The organism is Bacillus sp. FSL W8-1141 (genome assembly GCF_038593205.1).
In the GTDB taxonomy this organism is placed as follows: domain Bacteria; phylum Bacillota; class Bacilli; order Bacillales; family Bacillaceae; genus Bacillus; species Bacillus altitudinis.
Map to the genome: position 1 here is coordinate 2,617,955 of NZ_CP151973.1, position 22,458 is coordinate 2,640,412.

A 22,458-nucleotide genomic window follows, 5' to 3' on the forward strand; every position below is an offset into this window, starting at 1 on the left:
TGGTCCAGCCTCCTAACGACTACCTGTCACGCGTTAAAAACTTTTTCATCTCATTGAGTGAAAATGTATTCACGACATTTGCTTTTGGTGTCCAGCCCTTTCTTGCAGCTGTGACACCGACGTCCATATGATCGAGCATGGCGATGTTGTGTGCATCTGTGTTGATCATGATGTTCACACCCGCTTCGTTTGCTTTCATTAAATGCTCTGTTTTTAAATCAAGTCTTGACGGGTTGCTGTTGAGTTCCAGTGCAGTGCCCGTTTTTTTCGCAAGCTCTATGAGCTGATCAATATTTAAGGCATAGCCGTCTCGTCTACCGATCAAACGGCCAGTTGGATGAGCAATTAAATCCACATGCTGATTATTCAAGGCATTTTCTAGGCGCTCCATAATGACTTCCTCCGGCTGAGAGAAGCTAGAATGAATAGACGCAATGACAAAATCCATGTCTGCTAGAAAGTCATCATCATAATCTAACGATCCATCCGGCAGAATATCCATTTCGACCCCTTTGAAAATGTGAAAATGCTCGAATTCTTGATTCAGCTTGTCAATTTCTTTTGCTTGCAAACGCAAACGTTCTTTTGTTAAACCGTTTGCTACTTTTAAATATTGTGAGTGGTCTGTGATCGCCATGTATTCATAGCCTTTTGCGATACATGCCTCTGCCATTTCGCGAATAGAAAAAGCGCCATCACTCCATGTCGAGTGCATATGAAGATCGCCTTTGATATCTTTTCGGTCTACAAATTGCATACTTTCTTTATACGTATCAATCTCTGCTCCGGTTTCACGAATTTCTGGCGGAATGAGCGGAAGTTGGAAATGTGCATAAAAAGCGCTTTCGTCTTCAAATGTTTTCACATCCCCAGTTTCGATCGTTTCAACCCCATATTCACTAATACGCTCACCGCGCTCCTTCGCAAGCTGGCGCATACGAATGTTATGATCTTTTGAGCCAGTGAAATGGTGCAGTGTTGTTGCAAATTGGTCTGTTGTCACAAGCCGGAAATCTACACTGATTTCAAAATCAAGTGCAAGCATGACCGATACCTTCGTATCACCGCTCGCAATGACATCTTTGACATCATCAAGAGCAACAAGTTGTTCTCTCACTTGTTCAGGATTATCAGTCGCAATGATGTAATCTAAATCTTTGACCGTTTCACGCGCACGTCTTAAACTACCCGCTCTTGAAAAGCGGATGATTCCCTCCATCTGTTCCAGCGCATGATCAATTCGTTCTGCCACATCTAATGCAAAACCAATTGGCAGTCGTTCTGGCTGCTTTCCTGCCTCCTCAAGAGCGGCAAGAATCTTTTCTTCTGTTTTTTTGCCAAACCCAGCAAGCGTTTGTACTTTTTCCGCTTCACATGCTTCTTTTAAAGACTGTGCATCGTGAACACCAAGCTCTTGGTAGAGCTTAGCAATCTTCTTCCCACCGAGTCCTTGCAATTTTAAGAGCGGGACAAGTCCTTCAGGCACTTCTTTTTTTAATTGTTCGAGTGTTTCAGACTGTCCTTTTTCGATATACTCTGTGATCACAGCAAAGGTTCCTTTTCCAATGCCGGGTAATGCTAATAGGTCATCTATTTGAGAAAGACTGCGGTCATCTTGTTCCAGTGCCGCAGCTGCTTTACGAAAGGCAGAAATTTTAAAAGGATTATCTCCTTTTAGCTCCATATAGACTGCAATTGTTTCAAGAAGTTTGATAATATCTTTTTTATTCATCTCTCATCCTCCAGCCGCTTTGGCATCTTCCTATATAAATATACAAACTTTCCCTTCATCCTACAACTTTCTGTCATGGAATGAGAAAAAACTTCTCCAAGAAAGGAGAAGTTCTTAAACTCCATACGTCGACCAGAGGCCTTTGACAAGACCGGACAGGTAAGGGGTGCTATTTACGATCACATCTGCTAACATTGATTTGCTCATCATGGCTTGAAGCGCATCGACTGGAAGTAATGCAGCCACAAACAATAGAATAAACACAAATAGATAGGTTTCAAGAAATCCTAAAACAGCGCCAAGTAGTTTGTTGACCTGTTTAATCACAGGGATACTTGCAATGGTTGTGAGCAATCCGCCGATGATAGCGAGCAGGATTTTGGTCAAGATAAACAGAATGATAAACGCAATGGTATTATAATAAGCTGTTTCTAGATTCCCACTAAAGAAAGCGAGCTGCGCTTGACCGCCGCTAAAATTAGGTGCTGGAATCCACGTAAGCTGTGGTGCAAGTGACTGATAAAACATAGAAGCCACTAAAATAGAAACAACAAAGCTAATCAATTTAATAAATTGAAGAATAAACCCGCGTTTTAGACCGACAAGCGTTCCCATAAGAAGCAAAAACAAAATGATGATATCGATCACGGTAATTTCATTCCTTTTCTTTTAGATGAAGCTCTAGTTTTTCGTATTGCTCTTTTAATTTCAAGTAGTCGTGGACGACATTGACTGCTGTCAGTACAGCTAATTTGTTTATATCAAGGTATGGATTTTTTTCATTGATTTCTCTCATTTTATCATCAACAATTGAAGCAACATGTCGCATATGCATCTTCGTTTCTTGGCCGATGATCGTATAGGACTGTCCGTAAATCTCAACTGTTGTTTTCGTTTTACCGCCGTCAGACAACGTTTCTCCTCCATTCCACGAGAATCCTAGTCTCTATCATAACATGTTTAGACATTGAATGGAAAGACGAGCCCTTCCCTGTTATGGTACACTTTAGAAATCAATGATATCAAGGTAAAAAGGAGTTATCCACTGTGCCCCAATCCGTCTTAAAAGCAACATCAGAAGACATGAAAAAAATGAAGAGCGTGTACGCTCAGCATTTAACTGACACTTTGCCGCCAGGCGCTCTTTTTCAAGCAAAGGTTCCCGGCTGTACGATTACAGCCTACAAATCTGGAAAAGTACTGTTCCAAGGACAAAAGGCAGAAGCTGAAGCGAGTCAGTTCAACCATTTACAAACAGCTGAAACAAAAAGCAAAAAAACACCATCCATCACACAGTACAGCCCACCACCCGGCATTGCTTCCATGTCGGTTATTGGCTCAGATGAGGTCGGTACTGGCGATTATTTTGGACCCATTACGGTCTGTGCGGCTTATGTTGATTCCAGTCAGCTTGCTCTCATGAAAGAGCTCGGGGTGAAAGACTCAAAAGGACTAAAAGATCCGCAGATTATCAACATTGCCAAAGACTTGATCAAAACCATCCCGTTCAGCCTTCTCGTGCTTCGGAATGAAAAATACAATGCGATGCAGGAAAAGGGCATGAGCCAAGGGAAAATGAAGGCACTGCTTCATAACCAAGTCATCACCTCCGTGCTAGAAAAACTGGATGGCAAGAAACCAGAAGCCATTCTCATTGACCAATTTGCCGAACCAGGCATTTATTTCAGGCACCTTGCGGGGAAAAAGATCATTCGGGAGCGTACATATTTTAGTACGAAAGCAGAAGGCATCCACTTATCGGTTGCTGCAGCTTCTATTATTGCAAGGTATGCTTTTTTAATTGAAATGGATAAATTATCAAAAGCAGCGGGCTTTGACATTCCAAAAGGGGCCGGTCCGCATGTTGACAAAGCGGCAGCAAAGCTGATGAAACATCACGGCGAAGAGGCTTTACGCCAATTTACAAAACTTCATTTTGCCAACACCCAAAAAGCGAAAAAATGGTTATAATCAAAAAAGAGCTATCGCCCATAAAGCGATAGCTCTTTTTATTATCCGCGCAAGACGGCTTGATACGTATCTTCTAATGCTTTCAATACGTTTGTATGAACAGCCGTGACTTCTTCCTCGGTCAACGTTTGTTCTGGGTTTAAATATTGCAGAGAGAATGCAACAGATTTCTTGCCTTCTTCCATATGCTCACCCTCATACACATCAAAGACGGAAAGGTCTGTGAGCAATTGGCCGCCAGCTTCATAAATGACTTGCTCCAGCTGTCCGCTTGAAATATGCTGATCGACGACAAGTGCGATGTCTCTTGTCACTGCTGGGAATCTCGGAATAGCCGTATATTTCATATCCTCTGTTTCAGACGTCATCACATCTGTTAAATCAAATTCAAATACATACGTTTCTTTTAAATCTAATTCTTTTTCCACTACTGGATGAAGTGCAGCTACAAAGCCAATCACTTTTCCATTTAAATGAACATCGGCTGTACGTCCTGGGTGAAGGCCCTCACGCTCTGCTTGAACATACGTGATCTCTTCTGATACACCAAGCTTTTCAAACAGCCCTTCTGCAATACCCTTCGCTACATAAAAATCGACAGCTTTTTTCTCGCCCTGCCAAAGATTTTTATGCCAAAGACCTGTTAACGCACCTGCCACATGCTCTTTCTCTACTGGTTTTGCGCCTTCCGTTTCCGCTAAGAAAACAGAACCTGTTTCGTAAAAGGCAAAAGAATCAGCTTGTCTTGCTAAGTTATATGCGACAGAATCAAGTAAGTTTGGCAGAAGGCTTTGTCTCAGCACACTTCGTTCCTCACTCATTGGCAGGGAAAGTCTTGTTTGATAAGCTGGATTTAAAGCAAAGACTGTGGACTTATGCTGATTCGTTAATGAATACGTAATCGCTTGAGAAAGCCCTGCGCCCTCTAAGAAACGTCTCACCTTTCTGCGCTTCACTTGGTATGGCGTGAGACCGCCAACGGTACCAGCTGTCGCAGGCAGTGTAGATGGAATATTGTCGTATCCGTATAATCTCGCGACTTCTTCAATGAGGTCCTCTTCAATCGTAATATCCATTCTGCGGGAAGGAACCGTTACGACAAGCACATCATTTGATTCACCCACAGTAAAGCCTAGTTTGTTGAAAATCTGAATCATATCTTCTTTTGAAATGCTCATACCAAGCACCTTGTTCACACGCTCAGTTGATACGTGGATGACATTCATACTTGTTTCAAGGTGGTTTTCCTCAACTGTACCGCTTAGCACTTCACCGCCTGCATAGATGCTGATCAATTGCGCTGCTCTTTCGGCTGCTGATGTCGTCCGCTGCGGATCGAGCCCTTTTTCAAATCGTGTGCTTGATTCACTGCGAAGCCCTAAGTCTCTAGATGCTTGACGGACGGTTTGACCGTTGAAATATGCCGCTTCTAAAAGAATCGTTGTCGTCTCATCACGCACCTCTGATTCAAAACCGCCCATGACACCTGCAACAGCATGCGCTTTTGTGCCATTTGTAATGACAAGATGCTTCGAAGACAATGTACGTTCTTGTTCATCCAGAGTTTGAATCATTTCATTTTCAGCCGCTTTACGTACGACCACCTGCTTTGAACCAAACCGGTCATAATCAAAGGCATGTAGAGGTTGACCGTATTCAAGTAAGACAAAATTCGTAATATCCACGACGTTGTTAATTGGGCGGATACCTGCATTCATCAATCTTGTTTGCATCCAAAGCGGTGCTGGTCCAATCTTTACACTTTTAATGATCTTCGCTGCATAAAGTGGATTCGCTTCTTGATCCTCAATTTTAACAGAAATATAGTCTGCTGCTTTTTCAGAAGAAGTGTCATGCGCTGTATCAGGAAGCTTGATGTCTCTCCCTAAAATGGCGGCAACCTCATAAGCCACTCCTAGCATATTAAGGGCATCGGCACGGTTTGGTGTTAAGCCAAGTTCAAGTACCGCGTCATCTAATTGAAGCGCTTGAAGGGCATCATCTCCTGGTTTCACGTCATTCGGGAAAACAAAGATACCTTCTGCATATTCTTTTGGTACGAGCTTGCTCTCTACGCCTAATTCTTGCAGAGAACAAATCATGCCATGAGACTCTTCACCGCGCAGTTTTGCTTTTTTAATTTTAAAGTTTCCAGGAAGAACTGCACCAACCGTTGCGACAGCCACGTGCTGTCCTTTATCCACATTTGGAGCCCCGCATATAATTTGCACCGGTGCGTCTTCGCCGATATCAACAAGACATTTGTTTAATTTATCCGCATTCGGATGCTGTTCACGTTCAATGACGTGTCCAACGACAACACCTTTGATGCCTTCGCCTTTATACTCAACGGCTTCCACTTCAATTCCGCTTCTTGTGATTTTCTCTGCTAATTCATCCGGCTGAATGCCTTCTAAATCGACATAGTCCTCTAACCATTTATATGAAACAAACATGTTGATTTCCTCCTCTTAGTCCTGCTTAAATTGCTTCGTGAATCTAATATCATTTGTGTAGAAATGACGAATGTCATCTATGCCGTATTTCAACATCGCAATTCGTTCAACACCCATTCCAAAAGCAAAGCCTTGATAACTATCTGGATCAAATCCGCTCATTTTCAATACATTCGGGTGTACCATTCCTGCACCTAAAATTTCAATCCAGCCTGTTCCTTTACATACAGAACAGCCTTTCCCGCCGCATTTAAAGCATGACACATCAACTTCAACGGAAGGTTCTGTGAATGGGAAAAAGCTTGGGCGCAGTCTAATTTCACGATCTTCACCAAACATTTTTCTTGCGACTGTCTCAAGCGTCCCTTTGAGGTCACTCATGCTAATATTGTGATCGACCACAAGTCCTTCAATTTGCATGAATTGATGGGAGTGAGTGGCATCATCGCTGTCACGTCTATATACCTTACCAGGGCAGATGATTTTCACAGGGCCTTGGCCTTTATATTTCTCAAGTGTACGTGCTTGAACGGGTGATGTTTGCGTTCTCATGAGTGTGTCTTCAGTAATATAGAAGCTGTCCTGCATATCACGTGCCGGATGTTCTTTTGGAAGATTGAGCGCTTCAAAGTTATAGTAATCTGTTTCTACCTCTGGGCCCTCTTCAACGGTATAGCCCATGCCGATAAATAAATCTTCAATATCTTCTACGACAATCGTTAATGGATGTCTTGCCCCGATTTTGATCGGACTTGCTGGTAATGTGACATCAATGGTTTGAGAAGCCAGTTTCTTTTTCACTTCTTCTGCTTCTAGCTGCTCATTTTTTTCAGCAATGGCACCAGCAATCTGCTCTCTCACTTCATTTGCAAGTGCGCCCATTTTTGGTCTTTCTTCAGCGGAAAGCTTGCCCATTCCGCGCAGCACTTCTGTAATCGGACCTTTTTTCCCTAAATATTGAACACGAATATCATTGACTTCTTTGAGCGAGCTGGCTGCTTCTACCTTCGCTATCGCTTCTGTTTCAAGCTGTTTTAACGTTTCTTGCATGAGTGTTATCCTCCTTTTAATATACAAAACCGTCTGAATAAACGGGTGTTTGATTGTTTGAAGACAATAAAAAAACCCGCCCCTCCAAAAAAGAAGGGACGAGTTGTGGTCGCGGTACCACCCTTGTTAAGCACAAATATATGTGCGAATAAGCTTCATTGACATAACGGAATCAAACGAATCCGGTCCACCTTTACGCAAAACCTGCGGTCCCGGTGACAACTCCAGAGGTGAATTCCTGTTTCAGCATTCCTTAAATGCACTTTCAGTCTACGATGCATTCTCCCTAATAGGACGCTCCGTGAAACAATCTTCCTCTATCATGGTTTTTAAAATATTAGTTTCATTATAGTGAAAAATAGGACGTGATGCAACACTATCCGCGCAAATGATAGACAAGAACTGCTGCTGCCACAGCCACATTTAATGATTCCGCTTGTCCGTACATCGGAACATATAAATTTTGATCTGTCATTTGAAGAATCTCTGGATCAATACCTGCTCCCTCGTTGCCCATAATTAACGCAAATGGACCTTCTGATGCTATGTGTCTATACTCTTTCGCATCTTTTAAAGCACTCCCATATACGGGTATACCTTGCGCCTTTAATGCTGGAATTGTCTGTTGTAGTGTTTGTTTTAAGATAGGCAGGTGAAAATGAGACCCTTGTGCTGAGCGGAGCGTTTTTCCGTTAAACGCATCAACGGTTCCATCCCCTAGGACCACAGCATCAAGACCCGCTGCATCTGCTGTCCGAATAAGTGTGCCTAAATTCCCCGGATCCTGCACTGCATCTAACAGAAGCATTCGTTCATACTTTTTCTCCTCAAATACAGGAATTGTACAAACCGCTGCGATTTGCTGAGGTGTTTCCGTTTCCGTCATCGCAGTAAAAGCCTCTTCACTTAATTCATACAACTCAATGTCAGGCTCGATGTCAGCAGGGAGCATATCAGGCGTTGCGACCATCAACTCTTTCACAACCCCGCTTTTTAATGCTTCTTCTACTAAGTGTTTTCCTTCAACAAGGAACAGCCCTGTTTTCGTTCGTTCTTTTTTTGTATGGAGCTTTTTCCATTGTTTAATGTGTGCGTTTTTAGCTGATTCTATATATTTCAAGCGACTTTAACTCCTTTAAATATCATGAATTTATTATATCTCAAGCACACTACATAATAAACCTGTCTTTGAGACAGAATAGGGCTATCACCATCAAAAAAGGAGTGTGGGCAATGGATTTTAATTTAAGAGGCGCAGTGATTCAAAACATTACTGGCCATAATCAAGAGCAGCTTGAGCATACGATTTTAGATGCGATTCAAAGTGGCGAGGAAAAAATGCTGCCAGGGCTTGGCGTTTTGTTTGAGGTGTTATGGCAAGAGGCATCAGAAGATGAAAAAAATGAAATTCTTGAAACATTAGAGCAGGGCTTAAAGCCTGAGCATCAGCAATAACAAGAAGCCGGTTTGCTTATCTCTGAGCAAGCCGGCTTTGTTCATTTAGCCAGTGATTGGCGTCTCCATTCGAAGAGCTGGATCGCGCCAAATCTCGATCCACTTTTTAATAGCGAACACGATAATGACAAAACCTAAAATCAGCATAATCATCGAAAGCACGGCATTCAGTACACTGTAGCCAGATGCTTCAGGATTGAGATAGACATTCGCAACCATCCAATAACCCGCATAATTCACCGTCACATATAAGTAAGCAAGTGGAATTAAACAAGTCAACATATACCGTCTTTTATCCGCAATTTTTAATACAACCGTCGCCCCAATGATTAATCCGACCGAGGCCATTAATTGGTTTGACACGCCAAAGAGTGCCCAAATGGACCCAATGTCTCCAGAGTAAAGCAAGTATCCCCACATAAAACAAGCAAGTGCACTTGCAAAGACTGAACCTGGTAACCAGTCATTTCGTTTCAGCGGTTTATATGCTTCTCCAAAGAAGTCCTGGATCAAATATCGCGCGACACGGGTTCCTGCGTCAATCGCCGTTAAAATAAAGACGGCTTCAAACATAATCACGAATTGGAAGAAATAAGAGGCCAAATGACTAAAGAACGGAATACCCGTAAAGATGTACGCCATCCCTACAGCTAATGTAACAGCTCCACCTGTTCTTCCTTCTAAGTCAAGACCGATTTCTTTGCTTAGTTGAGGAAGATTCTCGACACTCATACCAAGCGTACGGAACACTTCAGGTGTACTATTAATTGCAAAATAATCTCCCGGATGAAGCGCAGTAGCGGCAATTAACGCCATGATTCCCACTAAACATTCTACGAGCATCGCGCCAAACGCCACCGGCTTCATATCACTCCAACGATCTAGCATTTTTGGCGTTGTGCCTGAGCCAACAAATGCATGAAAACCAGAAATCGCGCCACAAGCAATGGTAATTGAAATAAAAGGCCATACAGGTCCAGCTAAGACAGGCCCTCCTCCATTTACAAACTCCGTAAACGCCGGAAATTGGATGGTTGGATTAACCACAAAGATTCCCGCAATCAGCGCGATGAAAACACCAATTTTCATAAAACTGCTTAAATAGTCTCTTGGTGCCAAAAGCAACCAAACCGGCAGGGCCGCAGCAAAAAAGGCATAGATTGGCAGAGCAAGAGCAAGCGTTTTTGTATCAAGTGTTAACAAATCTCCAAGTGCTGTTCCTTGAATATTCGGCCCAAGGAATACCCCCAACATCAGTAATATGAATCCCGCAGATGTCGCCAGCTTTAAATTGCCAGTCTTTTTATAATAAAGGCCGACTCCCATCGCTATTGGAATGGTAATACCAACTGCAAAGGTTCCCCAAGGATTTCGTTCTAAAGCATGAAGCACAACCATGGACAGTCCTGCCATTGTAATTGTAATAATAAATAACATGGCGAGCCCTGTGCAAAATCCTGCCACAGGACCAAGCTCCTCTTTCGCTACCTCGGATAGTGATTTCCCCTTTTTTCGCATCGAAGCAAACAAGACCACAAGATCATGAACAGCTCCGCCAATCACCGCTCCAATTAAGAGCCAAAGGAGACCAGGTAAATACCCAAATTGTGCGGCTAAAATCGGACCAACTAATGGACCAGCAGCGGCAATTGCAGCAAAGTGATGCCCAAATGTGACCCATTTGTTTGTTGGCACATAATCTTTCCCATCCTCGAGTGCATGAGCCGGTGTAGGATGATCATCTGTGACCTTTAATACCTTCAACATCATAAACGTGCCATAGAGGCGATAGGCAATCGCTAAAATACACATCGATCCTATCACAATTGAAACCGCATTCATTTAACCATCCCCTTTGTATAAACAATTTGTTACAAATATAACATAAATTGATTGATTTTTCTTTCTTTTAAAACCTAGTTGACAAATAGGAATAATTGATTTAATCTAAAATAAGCTTCACCTACTTCCATAAACTCTCTTTTGACAGAGCCTCAATTGGCTCTGTCCTTTTTATTGATTTCATCTTACATAAATACAAGATAGATCACATGTGCCTTCCTCACTAGAAAAATATCACTTCATTTACTGAAAACAGTTCTTTTGACACAACTTACATTCCAAAGTTCATTTCCTGGGAAATTCAACGCAATTAAAAAACCTTTCCCCATACTGAGGAAAGGTTTCATCATTAAGAACCGTACGTAATTTGTTCGACCGTTTTTTGATCAAGTCTTTTGATGACTTCTGTTAAAAGCTTCACCGCATTTTCATAATCATCTCGATGAATCATGGCTGCATGGGTATGAATATATCTGCTTGGAATCCCGATGGATAGTGATGGAACGCCATGACCTGTTAAGTGAATACCTCCAGCATCTGTTCCTCCACCTGGCATGGAATCATATTGATAAGGAATGTTTAATTCATCTGCAGTTTGGACAACAAAATCGCGAAGCCCTTTATGAGAAACCATGGAAGCGTCGAATACAACAATCGTTGGTCCTTTGCCAAGTTTGCTTGTTGCTTCTTTTTCAGTAATACCTGGTGTATCACCTGCTACTCCAACATCAATAGCAAATCCAATATCAGGCTGGATTGTAGCTGCAGCTGTTTTAGCTCCGCGTAAGCCAACTTCCTCTTGGACAGTTGCTACACTGTATGCAATATTTTCATGCTGAGTATCCTTTAAATTCTTCATGACATCAATCGCTACTGCACAGCCGATACGGTTGTCCCAGGCTTTTGCAAGAAGCATTTTTTCGTCATTCATTACCGTAAACTCAAAGTAAGGTACGATTTGATCTCCAGGGAGGACGCCCCATTCCATTGCCTGTTCTTTGCTCGAAGCCCCAATATCAATGAACATATCTGTGATTTCGATTGATTTCTTTCGTGCTTCTGGTGATAAGACATGTGGCGGTTTAGAACCAATCACACCTGTAATGTCTCCTTTTTTCGTCACAATGGTGACACGCTGCGCCAACATAACTTGTGACCACCAGCCACCGACCGTTTGAAAACGAATATAGCCTTTGTCATCGATTTTTGTCACCATGAATCCTACTTCATCTAAGTGACCAGCAAGCATCACTTTAGGCCCATTTGCATTTCCTTCCTTCTTAGCAATTAAGCTGCCAAGGCGGTCTGTAGAGACTTCATCCGCATATGTTTCTATGTATGACTGCATGACTTTTTTTACATCACGTTCATTTCCTGGAATCCCTTTTGCATCCGTTAGGTCTTTCAGCATAGTTAATGTTTGATCTAGTTTTGTCATTCTGTGTATCCTCCTTTTTCTTCATGGTGCATTCTTATTATACAAAACCTCTTTCGTTCAATACGATCTTTTTATGAATATTTTTTCGTTAATCGAAATATTTTTTTAAAAAAAGTTGAAACCTTTTGTCTTTCTCATTCGTAGTACATCAGATAACGGTATTGGAGGTGCATCCTGTCATGTTTGTCATCCTCATTAGACTTGCTCTTGTTGCATTGCTTGTCTATATATTCTACATGGCGGTAAAATTCTTCTCAAACCCGAGAAGAAAGCTGAAACAAGCACAATTAAAAGAAGGCTTTTATTTTATGGACGAACAGCAAAATGCCCGTAAAAATTTTAATTTCGTCTATAAAGGTGTCTTGTTTGAAGGGGAGAAGCATGTTCCTTCTAAGGATCATCCTCTGTTTGTCCACTCCATTTACGTTTGGACGGAGTCACCTGAGAAGCTAAATGAATTCACATTAGAAGACTTTGAAAAACTTGAGGAAAACATCATTGAACGGTATCCTCAAACAAAAATTGATTGGGATCAGCCCATCAAAAAAATCAAACAAAAAAAGGGAGCAGACACGCCGACTTAACGGCGTCTGCTCCCTTTTCAGATGAGATTGAGATAGACCAATATCACCAATTGGACAACAATTAAAGCAGGCATACCCATTTGAAAGGCAGGATGCTTTGTTTTATGACGGAAATACTGCATGCCAAGAAATGACCCAGCAGCACCAAAAAGTACTGCAGCACTCCATAAGTGCGCTTCTGATATTCTCCATTTGTGTGCTTTCGCCCGGCGTTTATCCTCTCCCATGAGACAAAACCCATAGACATTGACCAAGATGAGCAGCACGATCAGAGCGATATTCATTGATTTCACCTCACATGATGAGAAAAAAAGATCACTCCTTGGCGGAATGATCTTTTATATGACTTACTTGTCTAGTTGTGCTTTTGCAGCATCAGCAAGCTGGTTGAATGCGTTTAGGTCATTCACAGCAAGATCAGCAAGCATTTTGCGGTTTACTTCGATACCAGAAAGCTTTAAGCCATGCATTAAACGGCTGTAAGAAAGACCGTTCATACGAGCTGCAGCATTGATACGAGTGATCCATAGTTTACGGAAGTCACGTTTTTTCTGACGACGGTCACGGAAAGCGTAGTTTCCAGATTTCATCACCTGTTGGTTTGCTACTTTATATAATCTATGTTTTGAACCGAAATAACCTTTTGCTAATTTAAGAACCTTTTTACGACGCTGACGCGACACAGTTCCGCCTTTTACTCTTGGCATTGTAATTCCCTCCTATGTTTCCTATTCCAGATTACTTGATGTTTGCAAGTTGTTGTTTGATACGTTTGAAATCTCCAGCACTTACGATTGCGCTCTTACGCAATTTACGTTTTTGCTTTGTAGATTTGTTAGCGAACAAGTGACTTGTGTACGCATGAGAACGTTTAAGTTTACCAGAACCTGTTTTTTTGAAACGTTTAGCAGATCCGCGGTGAGTTTTCATTTTTGGCATTGGATGTTTCCTCCCTCTGTTACTTTTACTTTTCGACTTTTGGTGCAAGCATGAGGAACATGCTGCGTCCGTCCATCTTAGGTTTTGTTTCTACTGTTGCTACTTCAGCGCAAGCTTCAGAGAAACGGTCTAACACGCGCTGTCCGATTTCTTTATGCGTAATCGCACGGCCTTTAAAGCGGATAGAAGCTTTCACTTTATCTCCCTTTTCAAGGAATTTGATTGCATTACGGAGCTTCGTGTTAAAATCATGTTCATCGATTGTCGGGCTCAACCGAACTTCTTTTAAGCTAATGATTTTTTGATTCTTACGTGCCTCTTTTTCCTTCTTCTGTTGTTCGAATCGGAACTTACCGTAGTCCATGATTCGGCAAACAGGTGGTTTTGCATTTGCAGCAACTAACACAAGGTCAAGATTGGCTTTCGTAGCAATTTCCAGAGCTTCCTGGCGGGTTTTAATCCCCAGCTGATCGCCATTTTGTCCGATCAAACGAACTTCACGCGCACGAATACCTTCATTAACTAATTGATCTTTGCTAATAGTGAGCCACCTCCATGAGATTTTGAATTGAGTTCACAATTCATTTTGACCATTTCGTTGTATGTTTTACAGGCAAACAAAAAGTGTGGGCATATAAAACACCCACACTGCGAACATTTGCATGAAAAAATAAATGTACGGTCAACCTGTCAACTACAAACATGTGTCAATCAGGTGAGAAGCGGGTGCTTCTGCTTGTGATATCTATTCAATTCGTTAACTATTCTACACAATTTTCATTTGTCCGTCAAGTAACCGAACTCTTGAAACAACTTTTTCATTTTAGCATGACGAAACGATTTGAGCAAGCCTTTTTCAAACAATGCTGCGATTAAAGAATCAATTGCAAGAAGATTGGGATGACAATTACGGTGACAACCCCTACTACCACCACAGCGATACTCGCCATTGCCGCTTCCACTTCCCCCATCTCAATCCCAACAGAAACGCCAAGCGCATGTCCAGATGTACCAAGTGCAAGGCCTTTGGCCACTGGGTTTTTAATCCGAAACAATTTTAAGAAGAAGGCACCTAGCGCATAGACAATCACCGCATTAAAAATGACTGCAAAGGCTGTAATATCTGCAATTCCGCCAATATCTTTTGCAATTGGCAAAGCAATCGCTGTCGTCGCTGCTTGTGGGAGCATGCTTTTCATAACAGCAGCATCAAGATGAATCCCTTTTGCTACTACATAAACAATTGTAATAGAACAAAGTGAGCCGACAAAAATAGCGGATAAAATTTGCCACCAATATTTTTTCAGCAAAGCTCGCTGTTTATAAAGAGGAATCGCAAACGCGATGGTCGCAGGCTCTAAGAAAAACTTGATAACCTTACCGCCTTCATTATAATCTGCATAGGAAAAACCGCCAATTTTCAAAAACAAAATGCCTAACACCATGGCAACAAATAGCGGGGTGAATAAGAAGAAACCTTTAGACTTTTTAAATAAAAATGTGCCAATTCCAAAGGCCACTAATGAGACGACAATGCCAAAATAAGGACTCATAGTACTTGTACCCATCTTACACCTCTCCTTTAATGCGTAGTTGAAGCTGGTTTATTTGAATGAGAAGGAGTGGATTTGCTCTCCTTTGTCTTTTGACGCTGTGGTCTTTCTGATAACTGCATCAGAAGCTGAGAGAACAGCCCAGTGGCGGCAAGTAACATAATGGTTGCAATGATAATCACACCCACTACCTGTACCCCTACTTCTTGCATGACACCTAATGATTGAATGACTGAGATACCAGAAGGAACAAATAGAAAACTAATAAGACCTGTCAATGAGCTACCTAATTGCTCTACTTGCTCTAGTTTCACAATCTTTGTTGTTAATAAAATAAATAATAGAACCAAACCAATAACAGATGCTGGCATCGGAATCGGTAAATACATTGAAATGAGATTAGAAACGAACATTACCGTTGCAAAGATAAATGCTTGAGATAGAAATCCATATACTTTTGTGGCACTCATGCCCTTTCACCTCTTTCTTCGACTGCCCTCAGTATATGGCATGAAACAAACAAATGAAGCGTTTACAATAAAACTCACCTAATATCCTGACTGAAATGCAGAAAATGAGGATTGAAATGCAAATGAAAAAAGCCGCCCTATTCTAATAGGAGCGACTTCTTTAGTTCTTTCGCATATGTTCGGCTGACAGGGACGATAGACCCGTCTGTCATATGAAGATTATACGTTGAATTAAACCAAGGCTGCACTTCTTTCATATGAGACGTGTTGACGATATAGCTTCGGTGAACTCTCATAAAATAAGCCTCAGGTAATTTCTTTTCAATGACCACAAGCGGTTCTGTCACCTCATACATATGATCTCTTGTTTTCACAACCTTTTTTCCTTCACTAAGCCCTACATACATAATCTCGTCAACCTGCAAGATCACAATAGACTCATCGACAGAGATCGCTAATTTTTGGTTGTGAGAAAATTTGTCTTCTGAAAGAGACGGTTCCTGCGTCTCAATAGCTTTCCACTTCTTAAACTTTTGCATCGTTTGCAACAGCCGCTCTTCATCAAAAGGTTTTGTTAAGTAATCTAGTGCACTCACCTCAAACGCCTTCAGCGCATATTGATCAAATGCTGTAGCAAATACAATCGCCGGCGGATCAGACATTCGGTTGAGTCTTTTGGCAATATCAAACCCATTCTCGCCTGATAAATCGATATCTAAAAAGAGCAAATCGGGCTTATGATCGACCATCCGGTCAAAAGCAGATTCTATATTTTCCGCTTCCTCTATTTGAACATTCTCTTTTGTTCTTTGTAACAAATATTTTAATTCGTCTCTTGCTAAAACTTCATCATCTACAATCAATACCTTTATCAACGAGAATCATCCTTTTTTACATAATCCATTGGAATGCGAAATGAGATGTCAGTACCATTGCCGCTATGAATGGATAAAGCAGCTGGCCGGCCAAAAATTCCTCTTAGCCGCTGGTCTAAATTATAAAGTGCTGTACCTGTTCCTTCTTTTGATTCAACTGGCGATTTTAATAATTGAGCCATCTTGTCGTCTTCAATCCCCTGGCCATTATCTGTGACTTTCATATAGACATGCCCATCTTTTATCAAAGCGGATACGATGACTTCACAATTTGTTTGATGTTTAGGAAAAGCATGTCTCACTGCATTTTCAACAAGCACTTGAAGCACAAAGGGAGGGATCATGACCTGTTCCAGCTCTTTTTCAATTTGAAAGGTCACTAGATATTTATTTGGAAATCTCGCTTGCTCCAGTGATAAATAAGCCTCCACATGCTGAATTTCTTTATGCATTGGAATAAGCAGCTGGCGAGCACCTTGTAAATTCGATCGAAAATAAATACTCAGCTGTAGTAGCAACTTCCTTGCCATCTCTACATTCGTTCTACACAAAACGGAGATGGTGTTAATGGAGTTAAATAAAAAGTGCGGATTCACCTGGGCCTGAAGCGCCTTGATCTCTGCATCTTTCAGCAGACGGCTTTGGGTCTCAGCCTCCCCAAGCTCAAGCTGTGTGGAAAAGAGCATCGCCAAACCTTCTGCAAGCTCTTCTTCTACTCTGCTTAATCCGACTGGAGAATTGAAATACATTTTTAATGTTCCAATTGTTTGACCATTAGACGTGAGTGGAAGCACTATGGCTGCTTCAAGCGGGCAGTGGGCGACTGAACAATTGATTTCATCTTTTGAGTGCGCCTTCATAATCTTCCCACTTATCAACACTTGCTTAGACAGTCCTGTAATCAGGCTTTTCGATGGAATATGATGATCAGTTCCATCTCCGACATGTGCTAAAATCTTTTCTGTATCTGTTAAGGAGACAGCATCTGTTTCTGTTAAACGATGAATGATTTCTGCCACACTTTTACATGATTGTTCGTTTAGCCCTTGCCGGAAATAAGGAAGTGTTTGATCTGCGATAGAAAATACTCGATGCGTCTGCATCGCTTTTGCCTGCTCTTCCTGACGAATCACTGACTGTAAAATAGATAAAAAGATAAAACTCCCGATTCCATTCACAAAGATCATCGGCAGAGCAATAATACTCACAAGGCCCCAAGCATCAGCAAATGGCTTCGCAAACAGAAGGATAATGACCATTTGTAAAGATTCCATCGCTACACCAAAAATCGCTGCTTGTCGCGGTGTGACCATTCGATTCTTCCGCTTAAATCGCCTGCCGACATAGCCTGCAATCACACCGGCTAAAATGGAAGAAATTGCACAGCTAAGCGCGGTGCTCCCTCCTAGTGAATAGCGATGAATGCCAGCTAAAAGCCCAGCACCAATCCCTACAAACGGCCCTCCTATTAAGCCGCCCATTTCGATCCCCATAATTCTCGTATTGGCGATAGAACTTGATGAGCCTAAGTGATATGAAAATTCGTGGTTCATCACAATCTGCTGCTGGATTTCAATTCCAGTGTAATTGCTGATGATACTAAAAGAAGCAAAGATAAAGACAAGGATTGCCTTTTTTCGAAACCCTTGATTATGTAGTAAGAGATTGCGAAAGCCCTTGACATGGGCAAGCACAAATCCCAAAATAACGATGATTCCTACACGCTCAATCATCATAATAATTAAATGAAGCAAACCGGCCACCTCAATTGATGTATGTGATATCTACTGTCTATCTATTCTATCATGCACGGTCAATGCTCAAAAATCTCTCAAATCTTTTCTTTATTGCCCTCTGCTTCTATTGTAAAATGAACATGAGCCTGTCACATGCAATTGAGGGTAACTACATACATAACAAGGGAGAAGATCATGAAAGCCGTATTTTTCGATTTAGATGATACTTTGCTTTGGGATGAAAAAAGCATTCATACCACTTTTCAGGAAACATGCAGGGAAGCGGAAAAGAAATATGGACTTGATCCAGAATCGTTTGAACAGATCGTGCGTGAAGAAGCAAGAAAGCTGTACTCTTCTTATGAAACATATGATTATACTGTTATGATTGGCATTAATCCTTTTGAAGGACTGTGGTCTAATTTTAGTGAGCCGATTAGCGAAGGCTTTCAAAAGCTGAACGCCCTTGCACCAGAGTATCGCAAAAACGCATGGACGAACGGCTTAAAAGAGGCAGGAATTGATGATGAAGCATTTGGTCAATACTTAGCAGATTTCTTTGCAGCAGAGCGCAGAAAACGCCCGTATGTCTATGAAGAAACGTATCCTGTTTTAGAGCGCCTGAAGGGCACCTATGAATTACTCCTTTTAACAAATGGAGATCCTAGTCTGCAAAAAGAAAAACTTGCAGGTGTTCCGGAACTTGCCCCTTACTTTAATGAAATTGTGATTTCTGGAGATTATGGAAAAGGAAAGCCTGATCCTGGCATCTTTGAGCACTGCCTTCAGCTGTTAAATCTCACAAAAGATGATGTCATCATGGTAGGAGATAATCCAAAAACAGATATTCTCGGCGCTTCTCGCGCTGGCATCCAAACCGTTTGGATCAATCGTCATGGCAAGAAAAATGAAACAGATGTGACACCAGATTATGAAATTAAAGACTTACACGAATTGTTTGATATTTTAAAATAAACCATAGGAAAAACACCCTTCTCCTGATCGAGATTGGGTGTATTTTCGTTTTCGGCTATACAATTGCTGCTAAACTTTGTGCTTGACGATCTAAGCCGCGTGCTGCTTCTCCTACATTCATGAATTCCTCGCTTGCCTGCTTGACAAGATCCCGGTTTGTAAACACGCTTGTCTTTGCACGGCTTGTTCCGGTGCTGACCTTTTCAACTTCTAAATGGATCGCCTTCACATAACGATCCACCTTTACGATCGCTTCCTTTGAATCTGTCGCAAGCTTACGGATTTCTGCCGCGACGACACTAAAGCCATTTCCATAGGAACCCGCATGCGCAGCTTCTATGGCCGCATTTAATGCGAGCAGCTGCGTTTGGGAAGCGATACTGTTAATCGTTGTAGCAATTGAGCTGATCGACTCCACCTGCTCTGTTAACTCTTCTAGCAAACTCATATTTTGATCAGTTTCACTCGCGATATGTTCAAAAGAAGCATTTACACTTTGACTATGCTGGATGCCGATTTCCGCTCGCTCCATTAATTTTGCAGACATATCCTTTAGGTCTTCTACTACCTGCTTCATTGTGTTTTCTCTCTCTGTAATATCTGTTGCCACTTTCACGACAGCCACTACATTCCCCTCTTCATCGAGCACTGGCGTATACGTCGCTTCAAGCCATAAGGTGTCACCGTACTTCGTGATCCGCTGCACCTTTTCCTGAAACACTTGACCATTCTTCAAACGCTTCCAAAACATTTGATAACTTGCGTCTTCTGCAATATGCGGAGGACAAAACTGTCTATGCTTTAAACCAATCATTTCTTCCTTTGAATATTTCATGGCTTTTGCAAAAATATCATTGACCCATAGGACCTTACCTGTGACATCAAATTCAATCATCGCCAGTGAGTGCTCTAGCGCACGAAGCACAGCTGATTGCTCCAATACTTGTGTTGATACAGTATTTGTTGTTTGAATCATTGCTTTCATTCCCCCAATTTGCCTCTCTCTAATAGTACATACTTACCCATACTTTCGTACTATCTAAACGTATCATTTGCGCAAATGGATCACTAGTGGAGAATTTTTTTCCATAAGAAAAAAGCCAGCAACCTCAATAGATGAGATCACTGACTGTTTCGTTCGCCTTCATTATTTTTTTGCTTCTGCGACTGCATGTTTCACAAAAGCTTCGAGGTCCATTGTTTCTGAATCTTGTTCCCCATATTTTCTTACATTGACCGCGCCATTTTCTGCTTCTTGATCACCGACAACTAGCATGTACGGGATCTTTTGCATTTGCGCTTCTCTAATTTTGTATCCTATTTTTTCATCACGACTGTCTAGTTCTACACGCAGTCCTTCAAGCTGCAAACGTTCTTGCACTTTTTTCGCGTAATCTAGATGGACAGATGGTGAAACCGGGATGACTTGGAATTGTACAGGTGCCAGCCATGTTGGAAGAGCTCCTTTGTATTCTTCAATTAAGAAGGCAACGAAGCGTTCCATTGTGGACACAACTCCTCTATGAATGACAACTGGACGATGGTGTTTTCCATCTTCTCCGATATATGTGAGATCGAAACGCTCTGGAAGTAAGAAGTCTAGCTGTACAGTAGACAAAGTCTCTTCTTTTCCAAGAGCTGTCTTTACTTGGACGTCAAGCTTCGGACCATAAAATGCCGCTTCGCCTTCTGCTTCATAGTAGTCATGTCCAAGCTCGTCCATTGCATCTTTCAGCATAGACTGTGCTTTATTCCACATTGCATCATCGTCAAAATACTTCTCAGTATCTTCTGGATCACGGTAAGATAAGCGGAACGTATAATCATTTAAGCCGAAGTCTTGATACACTTCTTCAATTAGGCGAACTGTACGAATGAATTCGTCTTTGATTTGATCTGGACGAACAAAGATATGGGCATCGTTTAATGTCATCCCACGAACACGTTGAAGGCCGGATAAAGCACCTGACATTTCATAACGGTGCATTGTACCAAGCTCTGCAATCCGAATTGGTAGTTCACGATAGCTATGCGGTTCATTTTTATAAATCATCATATGGTGCGGACAGTTCATTGGACGGAGAACAAGATCTTCATTGTCCATTTCCATCACAGGGAACATGTCTTCTTGATAATGCGCCCAGTGGCCTGATGTTTTATACAATTCTACACTCGCAAGAACGGGTGTATACACATGCTCATAACCAAGGCGTACTTCTTTATCAACAATATAACGCTCAATGACGCGGCGAATTGTGGCCCCTTTTGGCAGCCAGAGCGGAAGACCTTGGCCCACCTTTTGAGAGTTCGCAAACAGTTTCAATTCTTTGCCTAGTTTACGGTGATCACGCTCTTTTGCTTCTTCAAGCAGACGTAAATGCTCGTTTAATTCCTCTTTGCTGAAGAAAGCTGTTCCGTAAATACGCTGAAGCATTTGGTTGTTACTGTCGCCTCTCCAGTAAGCACCTGCAAGGCTTAACAGCTTGAATTCTTTGATTTTCCCTGTAGACGGCAAGTGAATACCACGGCATAGATCGAAGAATTCACCTTGCTCATAAATTGTGACGGCTTCGCCTTCTGGGATTGCTTCTAACAGCTCTAGCTTCAATTCATCACCAATTGCTTCAAAGCGTGCTTTCGCTTCTTCTCTTGAAACTTCAATGCGCTCAATCGGCAAATTGCTGTTAATGATTTTTTTCATTTCTTTTTCAATCTTTGGTAAATCTTCAGGTGTAATCGCTACATCGATATCGACATCATAGTAAAAGCCATTTTCGATGACAGGGCCTACACCAAACTGGACGTGATGCTCCTTTCCATAAATGCGTTTGATTGCCTGTGCAAGCAAATGCGCTGTGCTGTGTCGCATAATATCGAGCGCTTCTTCACTCTTATCTGTGATGATCTCGATTGTTCCACTTTCTAACAGCGGCGTACGCAGATCTATTTCTTTGCCGTTCAATTTACCGGCAAGCGCTTTTTTCTTTAGGCCTGGGCTAATTGATGCCGCGATGTCTTCTGTTGTAGCTGTTTTATCAAACTCCTTGACTGCTCCATCTGGAAATGTAAGTTGAATTTGTTCTGACATCTCTAGTCACTCCTTTTTTTGGCAATATAAAAACCCCGCCCCCTGGAAAGGGACGAGGTTGAATAAACGGAATCGTGGTTCCACCCTTTTTCCCGTATTTGCAGCTTGCTTTGTCAAAAGCAAATACGGCTTGTGGTTCAATAACGGGAATTCCCGTCAGCTATTACTAAACAGTTCACAGCTGATGTTCAAAGGTGGTAAAGCAAATGGTCCTCTGCTAGGAAGCTTTCAGCCACGGCTTCCCTCTCTTTAAGCGGGTGTTCATTTGTTCATGTCCTTATCAATACGGTCTCT

Annotated in this window: 22 protein-coding genes and 2 other annotated features; of the genes, 4 read left to right on the top strand and 18 right to left on the bottom strand. The window is 41.8% G+C overall.

Annotation, left to right across the window (positions count from 1 at the left end; all coding sequences use genetic code 11):
- Positions 1 to 19 precede the first annotated feature (19 nt).
- The 3 genes from polX to zapA form a co-directional block, all read right to left on the bottom strand.
- On the bottom strand, positions 20 to 1,732 hold the full coding sequence (gene polX, locus NSQ52_RS13435) for a DNA polymerase/3'-5' exonuclease PolX (protein ID WP_331832391.1): 1,713 nt from the start codon (positions 1,730 to 1,732) through the stop codon (positions 20 to 22).
- Positions 1,733 to 1,846: 114 nt separating this feature from the next.
- Positions 1,847 to 2,380 (bottom strand): CvpA family protein, encoded by a 534-nt coding sequence (locus tag NSQ52_RS13440; protein ID WP_342473453.1) that lies wholly within the window; start codon positions 2,378 to 2,380, stop codon positions 1,847 to 1,849.
- Between the two features lie 7 nt (positions 2,381 to 2,387).
- Positions 2,388 to 2,645: a cell division protein ZapA gene (gene zapA, locus NSQ52_RS13445; RefSeq protein ID WP_008345998.1), complete on the bottom strand. Its 258-nt coding sequence runs from the start codon at positions 2,643 to 2,645 to the stop codon at positions 2,388 to 2,390.
- Between the two features lie 134 nt (positions 2,646 to 2,779).
- On the opposite strand from zapA, the gene rnhC reads away from it, so the two are divergent.
- Positions 2,780 to 3,703, top strand: a complete 924-nt coding sequence (gene rnhC / locus NSQ52_RS13450; RefSeq protein WP_082627008.1) for a ribonuclease HIII — start codon at positions 2,780 to 2,782, stop codon at positions 3,701 to 3,703.
- Positions 3,704 to 3,744: 41 nt separating this feature from the next.
- On the opposite strand, the gene pheT is transcribed toward rnhC, so the two are convergent.
- From pheT to NSQ52_RS13465, 3 genes are all read right to left on the bottom strand, one after another.
- The gene (gene pheT / locus NSQ52_RS13455) at positions 3,745 to 6,159 is read right to left on the bottom strand and encodes a phenylalanine--tRNA ligase subunit beta (protein WP_342473454.1); all 2,415 of its coding nucleotides are present in this window, start codon (positions 6,157 to 6,159) and stop codon (positions 3,745 to 3,747) included.
- Between the two features lie 15 nt (positions 6,160 to 6,174).
- Positions 6,175 to 7,209 (bottom strand): phenylalanine--tRNA ligase subunit alpha, encoded by a 1,035-nt coding sequence (gene pheS, locus NSQ52_RS13460; RefSeq protein ID WP_041506748.1) that lies wholly within the window; start codon positions 7,207 to 7,209, stop codon positions 6,175 to 6,177.
- A 376-nt stretch (positions 7,210 to 7,585) separates the two neighbouring features.
- The gene (locus tag NSQ52_RS13465) at positions 7,586 to 8,329 is read right to left on the bottom strand and encodes an RNA methyltransferase (protein ID WP_024718644.1); all 744 of its coding nucleotides are present in this window, start codon (positions 8,327 to 8,329) and stop codon (positions 7,586 to 7,588) included.
- 113 nt (positions 8,330 to 8,442) lie between these two features.
- Here NSQ52_RS13465 and sspI point away from each other — a divergent pair, with 113 nt between their 5' ends.
- On the top strand, positions 8,443 to 8,664 hold the full coding sequence (gene sspI / locus NSQ52_RS13470; protein ID WP_008346010.1) for a small acid-soluble spore protein SspI: 222 nt from the start codon (positions 8,443 to 8,445) through the stop codon (positions 8,662 to 8,664).
- Between the two features lie 45 nt (positions 8,665 to 8,709).
- Here sspI and cstA read toward each other — a convergent pair whose 3' ends face one another.
- Together cstA and NSQ52_RS13480 are read right to left on the bottom strand one after the other, a co-directional pair.
- Positions 8,710 to 10,506 (bottom strand): carbon starvation protein CstA, encoded by a 1,797-nt coding sequence (cstA, locus tag NSQ52_RS13475; protein ID WP_342473455.1) that lies wholly within the window; start codon positions 10,504 to 10,506, stop codon positions 8,710 to 8,712.
- 349 nt (positions 10,507 to 10,855) lie between these two features.
- Complete coding sequence (locus NSQ52_RS13480) at positions 10,856 to 11,944, bottom strand: M42 family metallopeptidase (RefSeq protein ID WP_017358255.1); 1,089 nt, start codon at positions 11,942 to 11,944, stop codon at positions 10,856 to 10,858.
- A gap of 179 nt (positions 11,945 to 12,123) precedes the next feature.
- On the opposite strand from NSQ52_RS13480, the gene NSQ52_RS13485 reads away from it, so the two are divergent.
- The gene (locus tag NSQ52_RS13485) at positions 12,124 to 12,528 is read left to right on the top strand and encodes a hypothetical protein (RefSeq protein WP_008346017.1); all 405 of its coding nucleotides are present in this window, start codon (positions 12,124 to 12,126) and stop codon (positions 12,526 to 12,528) included.
- Positions 12,529 to 12,545: 17 nt separating this feature from the next.
- On the opposite strand, the gene NSQ52_RS13490 is transcribed toward NSQ52_RS13485, so the two are convergent.
- The 8 genes from NSQ52_RS13490 to NSQ52_RS13525 form a co-directional block, all read right to left on the bottom strand.
- Positions 12,546 to 12,812, bottom strand: coding sequence for a DUF1294 domain-containing protein (locus NSQ52_RS13490; RefSeq protein WP_008346019.1), 267 nt, complete (start codon positions 12,810 to 12,812; stop codon positions 12,546 to 12,548).
- 63 nt (positions 12,813 to 12,875) lie between these two features.
- On the bottom strand, positions 12,876 to 13,235 hold the full coding sequence (gene rplT, locus NSQ52_RS13495; protein ID WP_007501659.1) for a 50S ribosomal protein L20: 360 nt from the start codon (positions 13,233 to 13,235) through the stop codon (positions 12,876 to 12,878).
- A gap of 31 nt (positions 13,236 to 13,266) precedes the next feature.
- On the bottom strand, positions 13,267 to 13,467 hold the full coding sequence (gene rpmI / locus NSQ52_RS13500; RefSeq protein ID WP_003216324.1) for a 50S ribosomal protein L35: 201 nt from the start codon (positions 13,465 to 13,467) through the stop codon (positions 13,267 to 13,269).
- A gap of 25 nt (positions 13,468 to 13,492) precedes the next feature.
- Positions 13,493 to 14,008, bottom strand: a complete 516-nt coding sequence (gene infC / locus NSQ52_RS13505; RefSeq protein WP_024718649.1) for a translation initiation factor IF-3 — start codon at positions 14,006 to 14,008, stop codon at positions 13,493 to 13,495.
- Positions 14,009 to 14,079: 71 nt separating this feature from the next.
- Positions 14,080 to 14,211: a sequence feature (ribosomal protein L20 leader region), on the bottom strand.
- A gap of 128 nt (positions 14,212 to 14,339) precedes the next feature.
- Positions 14,340 to 15,035, bottom strand: a complete 696-nt coding sequence (lrgB, locus tag NSQ52_RS13510) for an antiholin-like protein LrgB (RefSeq protein ID WP_327859412.1) — start codon at positions 15,033 to 15,035, stop codon at positions 14,340 to 14,342.
- A gap of 14 nt (positions 15,036 to 15,049) precedes the next feature.
- Positions 15,050 to 15,490, bottom strand: coding sequence for an antiholin-like murein hydrolase modulator LrgA (gene lrgA, locus NSQ52_RS13515; RefSeq protein ID WP_041092522.1), 441 nt, complete (start codon positions 15,488 to 15,490; stop codon positions 15,050 to 15,052).
- Between the two features lie 137 nt (positions 15,491 to 15,627).
- A complete protein-coding gene (locus NSQ52_RS13520; RefSeq protein WP_048002761.1) occupies positions 15,628 to 16,365 on the bottom strand; it encodes a LytTR family transcriptional regulator DNA-binding domain-containing protein in 738 nt (245 codons plus the stop codon).
- A complete protein-coding gene (locus NSQ52_RS13525; RefSeq protein ID WP_160757464.1) occupies positions 16,362 to 18,119 on the bottom strand; it encodes a sensor histidine kinase in 1,758 nt (585 codons plus the stop codon). Before NSQ52_RS13525 ends, NSQ52_RS13520 begins: the two co-directional genes overlap by 4 nt.
- Positions 18,120 to 18,296: 177 nt before the next feature.
- Between NSQ52_RS13525 and NSQ52_RS13530 the strand changes: the two genes are divergently transcribed.
- Positions 18,297 to 19,076 (top strand): HAD family hydrolase, encoded by a 780-nt coding sequence (locus NSQ52_RS13530; RefSeq protein WP_024718651.1) that lies wholly within the window; start codon positions 18,297 to 18,299, stop codon positions 19,074 to 19,076.
- Positions 19,077 to 19,131: 55 nt separating this feature from the next.
- On the opposite strand, the gene NSQ52_RS13535 is transcribed toward NSQ52_RS13530, so the two are convergent.
- Together NSQ52_RS13535 and thrS are read right to left on the bottom strand one after the other, a co-directional pair.
- Positions 19,132 to 20,052, bottom strand: a complete 921-nt coding sequence (locus tag NSQ52_RS13535; protein ID WP_342473456.1) for a methyl-accepting chemotaxis protein — start codon at positions 20,050 to 20,052, stop codon at positions 19,132 to 19,134.
- A 171-nt stretch (positions 20,053 to 20,223) separates the two neighbouring features.
- Positions 20,224 to 22,164 (bottom strand): threonine--tRNA ligase, encoded by a 1,941-nt coding sequence (thrS, locus tag NSQ52_RS13540; protein WP_007501674.1) that lies wholly within the window; start codon positions 22,162 to 22,164, stop codon positions 20,224 to 20,226.
- Positions 22,165 to 22,209: 45 nt separating this feature from the next.
- Positions 22,210 to 22,457, bottom strand: a binding site (T-box leader).
- Position 22,458: the final 1 nt, after the last annotated feature.

Bases quoted from the DNA above. Each gene is read 5' to 3' on its own strand.
- polX (WP_331832391.1), bottom strand. From the start codon at position 1,732: ATGAATAAAAAAGATATTATCAAACTTCTTGAAACAATTGCAGTCTAT.
- pheT (WP_342473454.1), bottom strand. From the start codon at position 6,159: ATGTTTGTTTCATATAAATGGTTAGAGGACTATGTCGATTTAGAAGGC.
- pheS (WP_041506748.1), bottom strand. From the start codon at position 7,209: ATGCAAGAAACGTTAAAACAGCTTGAAACAGAAGCGATAGCGAAGGTA.
- sspI (WP_008346010.1), top strand. From the start codon at position 8,443: ATGGATTTTAATTTAAGAGGCGCAGTGATTCAAAACATTACTGGCCAT.
- cstA (WP_342473455.1), bottom strand. From the start codon at position 10,506: ATGAATGCGGTTTCAATTGTGATAGGATCGATGTGTATTTTAGCGATT.
- NSQ52_RS13480 (WP_017358255.1), bottom strand. From the start codon at position 11,944: ATGACAAAACTAGATCAAACATTAACTATGCTGAAAGACCTAACGGAT.
- NSQ52_RS13485 (WP_008346017.1), top strand. From the start codon at position 12,124: ATGTTTGTCATCCTCATTAGACTTGCTCTTGTTGCATTGCTTGTCTAT.
- NSQ52_RS13490 (WP_008346019.1), bottom strand. From the start codon at position 12,812: ATGAATATCGCTCTGATCGTGCTGCTCATCTTGGTCAATGTCTATGGG.
- rplT (WP_007501659.1), bottom strand. From the start codon at position 13,235: ATGCCAAGAGTAAAAGGCGGAACTGTGTCGCGTCAGCGTCGTAAAAAG.
- rpmI (WP_003216324.1), bottom strand. From the start codon at position 13,467: ATGCCAAAAATGAAAACTCACCGCGGATCTGCTAAACGTTTCAAAAAA.
- lrgB (WP_327859412.1), bottom strand. From the start codon at position 15,035: ATGGGTACAAGTACTATGAGTCCTTATTTTGGCATTGTCGTCTCATTA.
- lrgA (WP_041092522.1), bottom strand. From the start codon at position 15,490: ATGAGTGCCACAAAAGTATATGGATTTCTATCTCAAGCATTTATCTTT.
- NSQ52_RS13530 (WP_024718651.1), top strand. From the start codon at position 18,297: ATGAAAGCCGTATTTTTCGATTTAGATGATACTTTGCTTTGGGATGAA.
- NSQ52_RS13535 (WP_342473456.1), bottom strand. From the start codon at position 20,052: ATGATTCAAACAACAAATACTGTATCAACACAAGTATTGGAGCAATCA.
- thrS (WP_007501674.1), bottom strand. From the start codon at position 22,164: ATGTCAGAACAAATTCAACTTACATTTCCAGATGGAGCAGTCAAGGAG.